This window comes from Spiroplasma endosymbiont of Sarcophaga variegata, assembly GCF_965178695.1.
In the GTDB taxonomy this organism is placed as follows: domain Bacteria; phylum Bacillota_I; class Bacilli_A; order Mycoplasmatales; family Mycoplasmataceae; genus Spiroplasma; species Spiroplasma poulsonii.
This window is the reverse complement of the sequence record NZ_CBCXVU010000002.1, coordinates 204,756-219,890: the sequence shown is the minus strand read 5'-3', so window position 1 is coordinate 219,890 and position 15,135 is coordinate 204,756. Positions and strand designations below refer to the sequence as shown.

The 15,135-nt window shown below is 24.2% G+C and carries 20 protein-coding genes; 10 read left to right on the top strand and 10 right to left on the bottom strand.

Annotation, left to right across the window (positions count from 1 at the left end):
* Complete coding sequence (locus ACOBME_RS02675; protein WP_419334154.1) at positions 1-3,216, top strand: hypothetical protein; 3,216 nt, start codon at positions 1-3, stop codon at positions 3,214-3,216.
* Positions 3,217-3,244: 28 nt separating this feature from the next.
* Here ACOBME_RS02675 and ACOBME_RS02670 read toward each other — a convergent pair whose 3' ends face one another.
* Positions 3,245-3,766: a lipoprotein gene (locus ACOBME_RS02670; protein WP_419334151.1), complete on the bottom strand. Its 522-nt coding sequence runs from the start codon at positions 3,764-3,766 to the stop codon at positions 3,245-3,247.
* A 303-nt stretch (positions 3,767-4,069) separates the two neighbouring features.
* Between ACOBME_RS02670 and ACOBME_RS02665 the strand changes: the two genes are divergently transcribed.
* Positions 4,070-4,342 carry a hypothetical protein gene (locus ACOBME_RS02665; RefSeq protein ID WP_419334149.1) on the top strand — a complete coding sequence of 91 codons (273 nt, stop codon included), beginning with the start codon at positions 4,070-4,072 and terminating at the stop codon, positions 4,340-4,342.
* Here the strand turns inward: ACOBME_RS02665 and ACOBME_RS02660 are convergent.
* Positions 4,339-4,557 (bottom strand): hypothetical protein, encoded by a 219-nt coding sequence (locus ACOBME_RS02660; protein ID WP_419334146.1) that lies wholly within the window; start codon positions 4,555-4,557, stop codon positions 4,339-4,341. The two genes, ACOBME_RS02665 and ACOBME_RS02660, sit on opposite strands and share 4 nt — an antisense overlap.
* A gap of 186 nt (positions 4,558-4,743) precedes the next feature.
* On the opposite strand from ACOBME_RS02660, the gene ACOBME_RS02655 reads away from it, so the two are divergent.
* The 6 genes from ACOBME_RS02655 (at position 4,744) to ACOBME_RS02630 (ending at position 9,762) form a co-directional block, all read left to right on the top strand.
* The gene (locus tag ACOBME_RS02655; protein ID WP_419334143.1) at positions 4,744-5,205 is read left to right on the top strand and encodes a hypothetical protein; all 462 of its coding nucleotides are present in this window, start codon (positions 4,744-4,746) and stop codon (positions 5,203-5,205) included.
* 15 nt (positions 5,206-5,220) lie between these two features.
* On the top strand, positions 5,221-6,591 hold the full coding sequence (locus ACOBME_RS02650; protein WP_419334140.1) for a hypothetical protein: 1,371 nt from the start codon (positions 5,221-5,223) through the stop codon (positions 6,589-6,591).
* A 6-nt stretch (positions 6,592-6,597) separates the two neighbouring features.
* Complete coding sequence (locus tag ACOBME_RS02645) at positions 6,598-7,536, top strand: hypothetical protein (RefSeq protein ID WP_419334137.1); 939 nt, start codon at positions 6,598-6,600, stop codon at positions 7,534-7,536.
* Positions 7,526-8,707: a hypothetical protein gene (locus ACOBME_RS02640; protein ID WP_419334134.1), complete on the top strand. Its 1,182-nt coding sequence runs from the start codon at positions 7,526-7,528 to the stop codon at positions 8,705-8,707. The genes ACOBME_RS02645 and ACOBME_RS02640 overlap by 11 nt, the downstream gene beginning before the upstream one ends.
* A 16-nt stretch (positions 8,708-8,723) precedes the next feature.
* Positions 8,724-9,350 (top strand): hypothetical protein, encoded by a 627-nt coding sequence (locus tag ACOBME_RS02635; RefSeq protein WP_338963398.1) that lies wholly within the window; start codon positions 8,724-8,726, stop codon positions 9,348-9,350.
* Between the two features lie 73 nt (positions 9,351-9,423).
* Positions 9,424-9,762 (top strand): hypothetical protein, encoded by a 339-nt coding sequence (locus ACOBME_RS02630; RefSeq protein ID WP_338963556.1) that lies wholly within the window; start codon positions 9,424-9,426, stop codon positions 9,760-9,762.
* 19 nt (positions 9,763-9,781) lie between these two features.
* Here the strand turns inward: ACOBME_RS02630 and ACOBME_RS02625 are convergent, their stop codons facing one another.
* The 8 genes from ACOBME_RS02625 to ACOBME_RS02590 all read right to left on the bottom strand — a co-directional run bounded on the left by ACOBME_RS02625 (position 9,782) and on the right by ACOBME_RS02590 (position 13,306).
* Positions 9,782-9,991: a hypothetical protein gene (locus tag ACOBME_RS02625; protein ID WP_338963231.1), complete on the bottom strand. Its 210-nt coding sequence runs from the start codon at positions 9,989-9,991 to the stop codon at positions 9,782-9,784.
* Positions 9,984-10,187, bottom strand: coding sequence for a hypothetical protein (locus tag ACOBME_RS02620; protein WP_419333849.1), 204 nt, complete (start codon positions 10,185-10,187; stop codon positions 9,984-9,986). The genes ACOBME_RS02625 and ACOBME_RS02620 overlap by 8 nt, the downstream gene beginning before the upstream one ends.
* Positions 10,177-10,641: a hypothetical protein gene (locus ACOBME_RS02615; RefSeq protein ID WP_338963404.1), complete on the bottom strand. Its 465-nt coding sequence runs from the start codon at positions 10,639-10,641 to the stop codon at positions 10,177-10,179. Before ACOBME_RS02615 ends, ACOBME_RS02620 begins: the two co-directional genes overlap by 11 nt.
* On the bottom strand, positions 10,626-11,516 hold the full coding sequence (locus tag ACOBME_RS02610) for a recombinase RecT (protein ID WP_338963407.1): 891 nt from the start codon (positions 11,514-11,516) through the stop codon (positions 10,626-10,628). The genes ACOBME_RS02615 and ACOBME_RS02610 overlap by 16 nt, the downstream gene beginning before the upstream one ends.
* Before the next feature lies 1 nt (position 11,517).
* Positions 11,518-12,219 carry a kinetochore Spc7 family protein gene (locus ACOBME_RS02605; RefSeq protein WP_338963237.1) on the bottom strand — a complete coding sequence of 234 codons (702 nt, stop codon included), beginning with the start codon at positions 12,217-12,219 and terminating at the stop codon, positions 11,518-11,520.
* 2 nt (positions 12,220-12,221) lie between these two features.
* Positions 12,222-12,359 (bottom strand): hypothetical protein, encoded by a 138-nt coding sequence (locus ACOBME_RS02600; protein WP_338963239.1) that lies wholly within the window; start codon positions 12,357-12,359, stop codon positions 12,222-12,224.
* Position 12,360: 1 nt separating this feature from the next.
* Positions 12,361-12,582, bottom strand: coding sequence for a hypothetical protein (locus ACOBME_RS02595; RefSeq protein ID WP_338963241.1), 222 nt, complete (start codon positions 12,580-12,582; stop codon positions 12,361-12,363).
* A gap of 484 nt (positions 12,583-13,066) precedes the next feature.
* Entirely contained in the window at positions 13,067-13,306 is a 240-nt protein-coding gene (locus ACOBME_RS02590) for a hypothetical protein (protein WP_419334131.1), read from the bottom strand.
* Positions 13,307-13,566: 260 nt separating this feature from the next.
* Between ACOBME_RS02590 and ACOBME_RS02585 the strand changes: the two genes are divergently transcribed.
* Together ACOBME_RS02585 and ACOBME_RS02580 are read left to right on the top strand one after the other, a co-directional pair.
* Positions 13,567-13,863: a hypothetical protein gene (locus tag ACOBME_RS02585; RefSeq protein ID WP_419334129.1), complete on the top strand. Its 297-nt coding sequence runs from the start codon at positions 13,567-13,569 to the stop codon at positions 13,861-13,863.
* 618 nt (positions 13,864-14,481) lie between these two features.
* Positions 14,482-15,096, top strand: coding sequence for a hypothetical protein (locus ACOBME_RS02580; RefSeq protein WP_419334128.1), 615 nt, complete (start codon positions 14,482-14,484; stop codon positions 15,094-15,096).
* Positions 15,097-15,135: the final 39 nt, after the last annotated feature.

The following is a 15,135-nucleotide window of genomic DNA, read 5'->3' as shown; positions in this document are numbered from 1 at the left end:
ATGAGTAGAATTAACCCAGGTGTTATGGAAGAATTAAGAAGACAAGCCCATGATACTTTAATAGATATAAGAGAAAATATAAGAGATAATAGACATTGAATGGTATTTCCTTTTAATGTTTATAGTTCATATATTCCGGATACAGAAACAGGATGAAAACCTAATAATGCTAAGCCAAGTGATTATGGTAGTTATTCACGCATATTTGATAATATGGAAAGTACTATTGCTCAATGACAAGATAGTTTAAAAATAGTCCAAAAATATAAAGGTGAAGAAATTAATATTTTAACGATTGATGATTTTAATAAACAACCTATTAACTCAACTATATGAGCAAATAATGAAACACCTTTTGCTATAAAATTAAAAGATGAAAATAATAATGTTTATTGAAAATTAATTGATGGTGAAAATATTTATGATATTAATAGAATGTTAGAATACTTAAAGCAATATAAATTAAGTTATTTTATTAATAATGATAATAAAGCAGATAACTTTTATACAAAAGAGGTTAAAGTTGGTAAATATTGAGATGCTTATATGATTGATGATAGAAGTTCAATTCAATTTGGCGATGCTAAATTTGAACAAGTATTTACTCAACAATCAACAGAACGACAATATACTTTATTAATTTTAGATGAAGATGCTGAGAAATTAAATATTAATGATTATTATAATTTTTATACTGTATTTAATGATCGTGGTTTAAATATTGGTGGTGGTGATATTAATTCTGCACCCCAAGATAGACAATGATTATATCCATCAAATGTCATTAATTATTATTCACCTTATGATGGTAGTTTTTTATGACAAGAAATTACTTTTTCAAGTATTAATGACAAAATTAGTAATAGTGGTTTATCAGTACGACAATTTATTCAAACAAGTGCACCTGGTGAAGGTTATACTTTCCCTAAAATAACTTATGATGAAAAATTAAATAAAGGTATTGTTGAATTAGATGAGATTTTATTAAAAGACCCAGGAGTTAGAGCAATGGCAGTTAAATTTTATGGTAATCCAATCTTTTTTGATATGCCAGTTATTGGGCGACCAATTATTAAAGGTGAATTTAATAAAAAAGTAATGAATTCAAGGGACTTGCTAATGTATAACATGTATCCTGCTGCTCCGGATAAAATTAATACTTATGCCTCACCTGATGTAAGTTGATATAACATTCAAGGTATACAACCAACAATGATAACAGGATTTAAAGATTGAAAAGATAGTATGGAAGCAAGATATGATTTTTGAAATCAAAAAAATAGTGAGGGTATTGTTATAACTGACCCAACTACTACATCAGCAACTAATTCTAGTGTTGGTAGAAATATTCATACAGAAGATGATAATTCTAAGTTTTATTGGTCTAAAAACTGAAATATAACACCACCAAATAAAGTAAAAGTAAATAGTGGTAATGTTGATAATATAATTAGTACTCAAGCCTCATCATATTTTAGAAGAAAAGATGAATTTGGTAATACAGTTGGTCAAGTTCAATTTGAATATAATAAAATGGGTACATCTAATGTTTGAGATATTTTAAATATGAATAATTTTATTAATCGCCAAACAACCGTATTGCCTTTAAACTATACACAAAAATTAGTTTTTAATCCTTTTACGATACCGGGCGGAGTTGGTAAATTCTTAAACTTTATTTCGTTTGGTATTCCATGAGGGTGAGTAATTAATCAAGATGAAAAAACTTGACCTAATTTTCAATTTCTTAATGGTTTTATGAGTGCTAATATTTATAGTTTTTATAATGATGCATTTTGAGGTGATAGTGCACAAGGTAATGGATATTTACCATTTGAAATATTTAGAGAACAAGGTAATGATAAAGTTGGTGCTATCTTTGGAGCAAATGCTACTAGTTTAGGGTTTACAACTTTATTAACTGATAAATGTAAAGGTACTGTTTTAACTAACGATGGTAAACCAACAGAAGAATTAATTTATTCAACTTATAATCTAAAACAATTAAATCCTAAAACTAATCGAGTTTATTTAATTAATGAACAAACCAAAGCAGTTGATGCTCAAACACCAGTTAGTGATAGTGAAAAAGATAATGATTTAGAATTCTTACAAACACCAGATGGGACAAATTGTAGTTATATAATTGATATGTTTTCAATTCAAGCATTATATAAAGGTAATTTTGAAATTATCTTTTATGCTGATAATCCATATACTAATAATGAAGAAGATTATTTAAGATTATCAGTATGAAGTTTTAGAGGTAAAACAAAAAGCGTATTAAACAATTATTTACGCGATATGACAACTAATTATAAAACTAGTTTCTTATTACCTCATGATTATGAAATACCAACATTTAATTATCCACAATATGTTCTCCCACCAGTGCCATATAACTATAAACCTTATATAAAAGATATCTGAGATGGTAAAACAGGACAAGCATTAAAAACCAAAATTACCGCGCCAGCACAATGCACAAATAATAAGTCTTTTTCAGGTGGTATTAATTTATTCAATAATTATTATGATGCTTATTATGAAAATGAAATTGATTTAAGACAAATTGATCCAACAATTCAAAGTATCGATAAATTTATTAATTCTTATAAAACTATTGAAATAAATAATCTAGCTAATTTGCAAGTTAGATGTTTGAAACCTGATATAGAAAAATTTATTAAAGACAGAAATGTTAATTTGTCTACTGGAGCTAATAGTTGCGACCATAATTTAGGTTCATTATCTAATATAACTTTTAAACAAGATGGTTTACCACAAACTGATAATGTTAATTTTGAGAATACAATAACTTTATATACAGATAATATAAAGGTAAATGATGTTCAAACATTCGTCACTGCATCTACTAACGGTTTACCAAGTGGAAAATATGAAAATAGTTATAATTCTGAAATTCCACTATTTGGTGTTTATGTTCCCATATTATTTTTATTGCAAATAACATCTATACCTAAATATAAATTGAACGATAAAATTAAAGAAACATATTTACAAGCATATTATACAAATGATATGAAATTAAAAATTAGATTTTTAAAAGTAGTATTCACGCACTTATCAATAGAAGTTGCAAATAATTATGCAGGTAATGATAAAGATATAACAATAGACTTAAATGCCTTAGGTGTATTAAATGTGGTAAATAATAGTGATAACCCTATTAAAATAACTATTAAACCAAGATAAAAGAAAAAGAGATTATAATATCTCTTTTTTATTCGCCTTTAACTTTTACATTTCCTTTATCATCAACTATTAAATTAGGTTCTGCTGTATCTAAATTTCAACGATATACTGATTTAAAGTGAGTTCCATCATCTTTATTATTAAAACCAAAATTTGTACATCAACTACTATATTCTTTGTCTGCTATTGTTTGTAAATCATTACTTACTCTATGAAGTTCTGAATTGTTGTTTGTTTTATCTATTAGAGTTATTGAAATTAATCCAAGATCTTTATATTTTATTAATTTTCATTTATCTGTTTTTTTTCCTCTTCATACAATATAATAATATTTATTATTTCCTACTTTATTAAATGGTTTTTCTTGTGGTGCCATTCATTCTAAATTGTCTTTAATGTTTTGATCTTTGGTATTTATTTTGTTTTCTGCTTTTAGTTTTGCTAGTTCTTCGGGTGTATATTCATGTGTTTTATCTTTACAAGCAACTAAACTTGTTGTACTTGTTCCTATTAATGATATTGCACCTATTATGCTTAATAATCTTTTCATCTGTATATCTCCCTCTTTATTTTATGTATCTGCTAATGCTTTTAAACTTTCCATTAATTCTTTGTGATTATAAATATCTTGTTCTCATTCATTAAATTTAGATTCCAATAATTTATAATCTTTTTTTCCATAATTTTTGACATATTTACTCAGCCCTTTTTTCTATTAGTTAAATTATACAATAAAAAAGAGAATGACCCTGATCATCATTCTTGCTTTATATTATATATTAATAAATAATTATTTCAAGTAAGAATGATAAGGTTTTTACCTCTTTATTAATTTAATCAAAGGGGTGAAAAAATGATTTTTAATACAATGGATTCAATATTATATATTGATAATAGTTTTGAAATAAAACAATATAAATTAAATGATAAATTTTTTATTAAACTTTTTGACTTAAAAACAAAAAATGAACATATATTATCTGTTTTTGATAATTCAAAAGACCATGAACAAATGCTTGCACATATAACATTTTCTTTACATAAACAAGAAAAATTTATAGATTTAACATTATCTTTGTTTACAAAAAAAGAACTAAATAAATTATTAAAAGAAGAAAGAAACTAAGTTCTTTCTTCTTTTAATTCTTTTTTACATTCTTGCAAAAATTCAATAGCTTTATCAATTATTGGGCAATCTATTTCTATTTTTATAGATTTTGTATTTAGTAATTTATCATCTTTATCAAGTATTACATGATTATCTCTTTTATATGGATAGTATTCTTCTAAATGAAAACTACCGTAATTGTCATCTTTGTTAAAAATAATTCTTTTATTCATTTTATTACCTCATTTCATTTTTATTATAACACTTTTATATTATTTGTTTAGTATTTGTATACAAAATATATTGTAATTGTGAACTATTGGTATATAATTAAAAGCATAGGTTTAATCTTTTTCCGTAAAAAAGAGTTTATGCTGACTTGTTAATCGGACAAGAATAAAAAAAGAGAGGTTTATAAAATGGCACTTACAAAAGAACAATTAATCGAACAAGGTTTAAGTGAAGAGATTGCGGAAAATATCTTAAATCAGTTTAATAATGAAGCAAAGCAAATTAGAGAAAGTGTGCAAAAACGAGAATATGTTATATCAAAAGAAGACTTTATTAAATTATCTAATGAATTAGATGAATTAAAAGCATTTAAAGATATTCCATCTACTAAAATTGAAGATATTAAAACTAATTTAGATAAAGTTAGTGGTAATTCTTTAACTGAAAAAATGCAAACTTTAAAAGAATTAAAACCTGATTTGTTTGTTGAAGAACAACCATCAGTTTCACCAACTAATTTTATTAAAGATATGATTGAAAAATCAACTGAAAATAAGAATGATGAAATTGAAACTATTAAAGAAAAAGGTGCATATACACCTGAAGAGATTAAAAAATTAACTGATTATACACTTAAAAACCTTGGATAATAAGGGAGTGAAATTATGGCAACAATTAATTTGCCACAAGTACCTTTTACATTAGAAGGTAATACAACAGATCAAAAAGCATATGTTGATATGGTTAACGCGTTATTGCGTGGACCTTTATATAATGAATATGCAAGTATTATGCAATATGCAACAGCAACGGCTGAACAAGTTGCTTGATTACCAAATGCTGGTCAAGCATTGTATAATTTAACTCATCGTGTGGTATGACAAGATGATTATTCATTACCAAATGGTGGGACAACTCAAACAATGGGATTAACAAGAATTCCAGTTCCTATTGATAAAAGATTTAATTTAAAATTAATGAATGAGGCTTTTGATTTAGCATTAATAGAACAAAATATTAAAAATGGTGTTATTGCTGATGCTATTTCTAGTGTTGTACAGAATAAATTTGTTAATTTAGAATGTGAATTAATTCAGGCTATTTATGATTATTGTTTAGCAGATGGTCAATATGAAGTAATTCCATTTCGTAGTTATACAGCTGAAAATGCTGATGATGCAAATAAAGCATTCTTTACATTAAATGAAACTTTGATTGAATTAACAAATCAAATTAGTAATTTATATTTTGGATTGCCAACTGATAAAATGTTTATGGTTTTAGGTCGAAGAGCCTATTTAGGTTTAACACCTGCTTATTTAAAAGTAATTGGGTCACAAGCCCAATTAAAAGCAATGGTTAATGGTGAATTATATGAAAATACCGCAATGGGTATTCCAGTATCTAAAAGTTTTCATTTAGAAAAAACATATACAAAAGGACAAGTTAACCGTGATAAAGGTTATAATTTTACTAATGTAAATGGTTTACTTATTAATAAACAAGTATGAGCATATCCAATTAATATGGATACTATTCAACAAGTTTTAGATAATGATACTGCTAACCCTAAATGAATTGGTAAAGTTCAATATGCAACACCAACAATTTTATATCCTAAAACATGCAAAATTATTTTAGAAAAAGCACCTACACAAGAAGAAATTAATACTGCTAAAAGTAATCTAAATAAAACTTTTAGAGTGCCAGTTGATTATGTATTCTCATCATCAACTCCCAGTAAAATTAATATCAGTGGAATTATTAAAATAGATAAACCAACTATTCATGTTGCAGACCCAACACAAGCAACACAAGAACAGTTAAAACCACAATTTAAAAATGTTGTTTTAAAAGCAGTAAAAGCAATAGATAGTTCTTTAACTGAAAATGATTTTTATTATTTTATTGAAAGTAAAGGTGAAGATTGACCAATAAATATTACAAAAGATAAAACTGTTGAAGTTCAAATTGAAGGTAAAAACAACGCTACTGGTCAAACAAATACAATTGATGTTGTAATTAAAAATTCTTAATAAACAATGAATTTACTAATATTACGAGTTTTAACTTTATTAGTATCTAATTTAGAAAATAAACCTTTAATAAGTAAATTTGTAAATTTAATTAATAGAGTTAATAAAGTTCAAAATAAAATATTAAAGCCAATTAATTATATTACTGATAAATATAATAAAATTACAAATAAAGTTGAAGATATTTATCAGTGATTAAATCCATTTACTTATTTAGATTTAATTAAAAAAGGTCATAAAAAAGAAATACAACAAATATTAAGTCAATTAGAAAAGGATAATAATATTAAAAATAGAGAACAATTTAAAAATGAAAATTATTTAAATACTAATTGACAACCATTAAATAGTAGTTGACTTGATAGTGGTATGTTTAATATTACAAATAAATTAACTTTAACAGGTAATTTAACTATTTTAATATATACAAAAACAGCAAAACATCCAAAATTTTATGGACCTTATGTTTATCCTAGTGTTCCAGTTGAAATTTGAAAATTATTAAGTAATGCTGTATCTAATGCGGGGACTTTATTTTGGCGTTATTGATTAAGAAAATGATTACCTAGTCATTTAAGAAATTATATTAAAAAACGATTACCACAAGCATTAAAAGAAAAATATCCCAAAGGAACTACTAAATTAACATTACCAACAGTTCAAAAATTACAACAAATTAAAAAGTTTATTAATAATTTAAAGATTGGGCATTTTAATTTTAATTTTGCTGGTGGAATTAATAATAAAAAATGGTATCGTGAACGCCGAAGTGATGTTAAAAATATTAAGAATTTATATAAAACACCAGTTAAAAATATGTTTTACAAAACTAATCAAACTATTAAAACAATTAAGAAAACAAAAACAAGAGTTAATAGTTATAAACCATCTAATTTAAAAAATAAATATCGTAATCAATTAAGAGGTGTATTATATGGAAAATAATTTAAGTAATTTATTATTTATAACAGTTGAAGATGTTAAAGAAAGTAAACTTTGACAACCTATTAATGATAGAAAACAATCTGCTTATAATGATAATTTAATTTATAATGCTATTTTAAAAACTAGTTTATGAATGGATAGATTATCAGGTGGGACAATTTCAGATAAAATAAATAAAAAAGATTTATTTCCATGAGTAAAAAAAGATAATACTGTTTTAATTGAATATGATAAATGATTAAGTTATATTCAATCTGCTTGTTTATTAGCAGTTATTAATTGATATTTACCTAAAGGAGTTAATGATTTAACTGGTAGTGCTTCATTTTCACAAGGTGGAGTTGCTTATTCACAAACTAATGACCCTGAGGCAAATGAAAATATTACTCGTGATGTTAAAAATGCTTTAAAATTAGCAGGGGAAATAATTGATATTATATCTAGTAAAACAAAAACTAGACCTTATAATTATTTATTAGATAATTATGCTCATCCATGAGAAGAAGAATATAAACATATTAGTAAAAAAACTTTTTATCCAACATTATTATTTTGATTAAAAGAACGATTACAAACAGATAATTCAATAAATATTACTTATCCAACTATTAATGATTTTTCTAAAATTGATTATAATGAGTGTATTAAATTAATAGTTCCCTTTGATAATAATACGATTTATTATGAAAATAATGTCTGAAAAGCAAAACAAAGTAGTGGTACTGATATAAAAATTGATAATAAAACTATCATTAAAAATGATAATGATGAGATTGAAGTTTCAGATTTAAAACAAGATAAATTAATATCGGGTGAAAATATTAAAACTATTAATGGTAATTCATTATTGGGGAATGGTGATATATCTATTAATACTGGTAATGATTGAGAATTAATTAATTATCCAGAAGCAAACGAAAAATTAACATTTAAAATTCCAGATTATGATTTAATAAAATATTACTATAAAATATCAATTTCAATAACAGATTATGCATCTGCTAATAAATTTGTAACATATTATTTTGAAACAATATCACAAAAATCAATATTTTCATTTTTAGCAGATAATTCTTATAAAAGAATAACAATTAAGCAAGATGGCTCAATTTCAAATGATACAAATAATATTGTTATTAAAGATTTAACAATTAAAAGAAAATTAATTTAGAAAGGATTTTTAATTAATGAAACAAAATAAAACAACTTGATTAAAGGGTGCCTTACCTTGAAATTGATTTAAAAAAGACCCTATTCCAACTTATAATTGAAATCATAAAGATATTAGAGAATGAGAAAGAAAATATAAAATTCGTAGTTGAGTAGTTAGTTTTTATACATTGATATTTTTAGCATTAAATTGTTGATTAGAATATGGCATGATTAATGCAATAAAAGATAATATTAATTGATATAATTATGGACAATATTGAGGTAATGGAATTGCTATTTTACTAACACCTTTATTTACATATGGAATTCAAGGTATATTTGTTGCTAGTAGTAAACCAAAAGTAGATATGAAAATTGATATTCCACGATTAAAAATATCTAAAATGGGATTAGTATTTACAATTTTACCTTTAATTACTTTAATAATTTCTTTAATTATTATTTGAATTGATAAATCAAAATGAAAAAAAGACCATTTAAGACATTGTTTGAACTGCCGTATTAATCCGCGTGTTATTCAACCAAGAATATCAAAACAATGAAATAATTTGGATGGTATAACAGAAGAAATATTTAAAAATATGCAAGATGAATATACTAAAAAACAAGAAGAAAATAACAAAGAATTAAATTTAAAATAAACTATATATAGGGGCGGTTGATATTTTTGGGTGGTTATATAGTTTAATTTATAAATTATTTTGTTCTGAAAGAATGGATGGCCACTGTTTGAGTAAGGATAAGAAAGGAAATAAAGAAATGGAAATTAGTAATGAAATAGTAATTGCTTTACTTGTATTAGCGGGTGCTGGTGGAATGGGTAGTCTTGGTATTCTTGGATTATCTGCTAAAAAAATTAAAAAATATAAAGCAGAAATTAGAGAATTAAGAACTGCTGTTATTGCTCACGAAAAACATTTACGAGGACCTGATTATGCAACAGAATTAGCATTAAAAACAGGTCAAATTAAAAATGTTAAAAAACAAGTTAAAGTAAATGACAAAAAACAAGCACAAAAAGATGCTATTAAAAAACTAACAAATAGTATTTAAAAAAAATAACCTTAATTGGTTATTTTTTATTTTCTAATATTAAGTCTAAATTTTTAACTTTACAAATAACTAAATTATTTTTTCCATAATTATTTTTATAATATTCTCAGTATTCAGTTGAATTAATATCTACATCTTGTTTATCAATCCCAATTATATATTCACCACGAGGGTTTTTACAAGGGCGATTACCTTGTTCAGATCGATAACATAAAATATAATTATTCATATTCTTTATTTCCTTTATAATGTGTTATATAAAAGTTAATAAGATATTCAATTCGTTGCGAATAAGTAAAGTTATTAAATTCATTTCAAACTTTTTCTTCATTTTTATTTAAGTAAATATTAACATTACGAATTTGACAAGAATAATACTTTCCTGTTTTTTGATTATATGAATGTTTCATAATATTAACTTTCATAATTAGCAATAATAATTGCATCTCGTAAATGATTACTTATTTTTTCATTATTATAAAATCAACCTTTACCATATTGATAAGTTAAATTAGTATCTTTATCAAATTTTCATATACAACTATCATTATATTTACTTAAATTTTCCATATTTTTAACAACTGATTTAGTATTTTTTGGTGATACTCAATTAATAAAATATTTATAAACAGATAATGCTCCTAATAATCTTAATAAATCATCTCTATCTTTACTAGCATTAGCAGATGTATATAAACAATCTTCAATATTAATTTTTTCTTCATAATCAAACAATTTATCATTAATAAATTCATATTGTTCTTTTCAATTTTTATTTGTAAATTCTAATTTTTCAATTAATTTATTATCTTCATAAATAACAATAGCAGTAGTACCTGTTCCTGATGGGTCAATACCTATTTTTATCAAGTGGCTCATTCCTCATCGTTGTTATTATTAATTGTTGGCACTACATTTGATATATCTTCTTCTTTAACTAAATTATTATCTGTCACTTCTTCACTTGATATATTTTCATTACTAATTTGACCCTTATTTATGCTTATATTGCTATCATTATCAATATAAATCTTTTCATCATTAGTTGTAATAACTGCCTGATCTGATTTATAAGCTTGTTGTAATTCAACAGACATAATACCTCATTTTCTTAATAAAGATGTTAATACTGTTTTTAATGCCATTTCATCAAAACTAGCAATATAAAATGATTTATTTTTAGCATAAGTTTTAGAATATTTCATAAAATGATTTTCCATTTGTTCTTTGGTCATATATAAAGTTTTTCCAAAACCATTAACCATTTTAAAGTATGCTACATAACCAATAATTGGTAATTTTTCTCTTTCATCTTCATTTTGAATTCAATTAAAACTAGTTCCTTTTAAACGATCATAATTTACTAATTCATTTTCTCTAACATCTGATACTGACATATCTAAATATTGACCACTTCTTTGTGCTAATTGAATATAACCTTTATAACCTATTTGAAATTGAGCTTGATTAATTCATTCTTGGATTTCGCGACCGTTAATAATTCTTGTTATTTTAGTATTATATGGAACTACATAAGCATAACCAAATTGTTTTTCCATTGGTAAATTTAATAAAACTCCTTGATAACAAGCAGTCATAATTGTTTTTGGATCTGCTTTTTGTAATAATTCATTACTATTTGATATTGCAACTATATTACTTTTAAATCTTGCAATTTCATTTTCATTAGAAAATTTACTTTTTATTCATTCTGTTGCTTTATCTGTTCTTAAAAATTCAACAATATTTGCCATATTATTTTTCTCCTTTATTTATTTTAAAATTAATACCTTTAACCCCAATTAAATTAATATCTTTATTACTATCTCACTGATCTTTAATTTCATTTTTAACAATTTGTTCATCAACAACTAAATAATTTTTAATAAGATTAATAAGTTCTAATTTATCAGCATTTTGTAAAAAATCATCATTAATACCAATAACCTCAATATCTTTAATTAATAATTTTTCTTTCCGAAAATTACTAGTAATAATTTTTAATTCTTGCTCTTGTTTTGCTACACTTTTAATTTCTAAAAATTGTTCTTTTTTATGAGTTTCAATAATTTCATTTTGTTTTTGAAATTGAATATTAATAACATTATTTTTTAAAGAATCATGATTATTCTTAATATTATTTTCTAAATTTAAAATATCTTTTCTAATAAAATTTAATTCATCTTTAAAAGATTTTATTAATTCTAATGGTTCTCTAAAAATATAATCAATTTTTGAAACTACTAATTTTAAATCTTTTAGTGATTGTGATTTATATTCTCCATTTATTAATCAAGCTTGTTGTCGATATATAAATTCTGCTAATTCTTGTCCATTTTCATCAATTCATTTTTTAATTGTTAATGCTTTTAAACTTAATTCTTTAAAATTATTTCCTTTTAAATAAAATGGATACGTAATATTTTTAACTTCATTATTTAATTTTAAATCTGCCATAATTAAATTTCCTCTAATTCCATTTCATTAATTAAATTATCAATATATTCATAAGCACTTTCTTCTGAATGACATTCTTCTAATGCCATATTAAATAAATCTTCTTCAGTATAAACATAACCATTTTCATCTTTTCACATACTAATTTACCTCGTTCTTTGCTATTAATATTTCTATTAATTTTCTTCCTTTTTGTTCTTTAATATCAAAATAAGTTATTTCTTGATTTAATAAATGTGCTTCTTCATTTTTAATTAAATTAATATCATCATTAATATTTTCTTTTTGCCCTGTTTTATTATCAAATATATTAATACAAAAATCATTGTACATATATATTGATATTAGATTTTTGATTGTCATATTTACCTCCTATTTTTAACTCGCTGGCACTCACTCCCAAGTGAAAGTGCCAAAGCGAGAGTTAGTTATATAATTAAGTATTTATCTATTTATTTACTACGCCATCCGCTTCACTGCGGGTGAGCGGTGGCGGTATGTTTTATTGTTTAATGTTTAATAATCGACAGTTGTTTTTATAAGATAATGCCAGAGAATTCTCTCTCTTCATCCGCACCATTTCAGGTCAAAGCGTTCAGTTTTTAAAATAAATTCACTTGCACCTTGAAGAGCCTAATGCTATACGCAAATTTATTTATAAAGTCACTATCTCTATGTTTTTTGTCGTTTGATATTAACCTTGGACTTATCACGACTATCGCTTGTTAAAGCGTCTATTATTTCCGGACTGATTACCGCTGGGCTAGACCGCCTCTGGTGAGAATGAGTTTAAACTCATGTTCTTATGGAAGCACTTAGTTATTTAAAATAACCGTCCCACACTGTATTAAGTTGTTTTATAAAATCAAAGTTTTAAAAAACCAGTTTCATAATCAAAGATAATTTTTGAATTTTCTAGTTTTTGATAAAATTGCTTTTGCGTTTTATCTTTTACTTTATTCAATAAATCTTTATGTTTTTCACAAGTTCATAAAACTTTATTTGATACAAATTCTTCGGTAATGAATGATATTGCTTTATAGCAGTTATCAATATCGCAAATTTGTTGTTGCTTATTAATTTTCATTACTTACTCCTTCCTTTTTATTAAGTTTTTTTATTAGCAAATTAATTAACTGAAACAGAGAAAGGACAACACCTTAAATTAGAAGAAAAACAGGTACACTTTTGTAAAGATTTCTAAGATATTTAATAAATGTGTAAACAACTTAAAGAGGGTATCAGAAAGTTGTTATAGTTTTTTTGTAAATATTTAAGATACTGCCCTTTCTCTGAATCAATTAATTAATAGTTTTGGTTTTACAAATAAAAAAACCATTTTAGTAAATGGTTTATTATTCTTATTCAATTTCCGATTTTTTTTCCAAAACCCTTATTTTATTTATGCGACCTAAAAAATCTAAAGAAATATATCACAAAATTAATTATGAAAAATTAGAATATTTTAAAAAAGAAATAAGTATTGGACCAACTTTAAAAATCTTTCCTAATATATTAGAAGTAAATGAAGAAGAACAAAATAAAATTTTATATGATAACTGAGATACTAATATTTTTGAACTGAACAAAAATGAAAATTTAGAGGTTATAACAATTAATAGGCAATCTTGTTTGTCTTTATAACATAATAGAATTCAAAGTATATTAGCTGCTCATTTCTTTAACCAAGATTATAAGGTTAAAATAGAAAAATTTAATTTTATTGATTTATATGTAGAAAATGAAAATGAAACTAAAATTTTTGAAATTAAAACTTCTGGAACTGAAATATATAAAGCGATTGGACAGATTTTAGTATATGAAAACTTTGTACTTTCTAATAATTTACAAAAATCTAAGTTTGAAAAAATAATTTTATTTGATAAAATTTACTCTTATGATTCAAAAATTTTATTGACACTTAAAAAATATAATATTGAACTAAAGGTAATTTCAGATTATATATAAAATTGTTTTATAATTAATTATTTTTTTAATTTTATTACTAGGTAAAATAATTAATTGTTAATTAAAACTACACAAGATAAGTGTAAAAATAGTTTTAAATTATATTTATTTAAATGAAGTTATTAGTGAATCATTGTATTTATTTTTGGATTTAACCATTTTTACAAAGAGATAGTTTAAAACTATTGTTAAACTAGTGACTAAAATAATATTAGAACTCACCTGGGAAAATATTTGTAAAATCCTTGGTAATAGTGCATAATATAAATAAAGTAAAAAGGAGTCTAGATAACAATGTCAAATTTTCTGGGTGGCAGTATGACAATGAATGTCATTTTAGTAGTAATTGTAGTTGCAGTTATTATTTTTGCAATTGTTTCTTCAATTATGGGACGAAAATCGCAGCGTCTTGAACGAGAAAAGCGTAAAAAACAAGTTAAAGATAAAATTAAACAGTATATTAAAGAAACTGACAATCGTAAAAACTTACGCTTAGAATATGAAAAAGTTATTGCTCGTAAGGGGAAAGAATTTAAATATCGTGATATCTTTGATGTTATTGTTGATATTTATGAAGCAAAAACTAATTCTTTTTTAGAACAAAAAGCTTTTGAAATTGAAGGAATTTCAAAAAAAATTAGTAAAAAACAATATGAAACAACTTGAACTGTTAATCAAGAAATTGATTTAGACGATACTAAACATCGCATTGAAATTAGTGAGAAGAAAGTTAAATTAACAAAAGAGGAAAAGAAGGCAGCTAAAATTACGGCAAAACAAGAATATGAAGCTCATCGTGCGGAAATGGTCAAAAAACGTGAAGAAGAGCGCAAATTACGAAAAGCAGGACAACTACCTGTTGAGGAACGACCAAAACCGAAACCTGAGAAATTTGTCCCAAGAAAATAAGCGTAGTCTTATTTTCTTTATCTTTTAGGGGATTGGAAC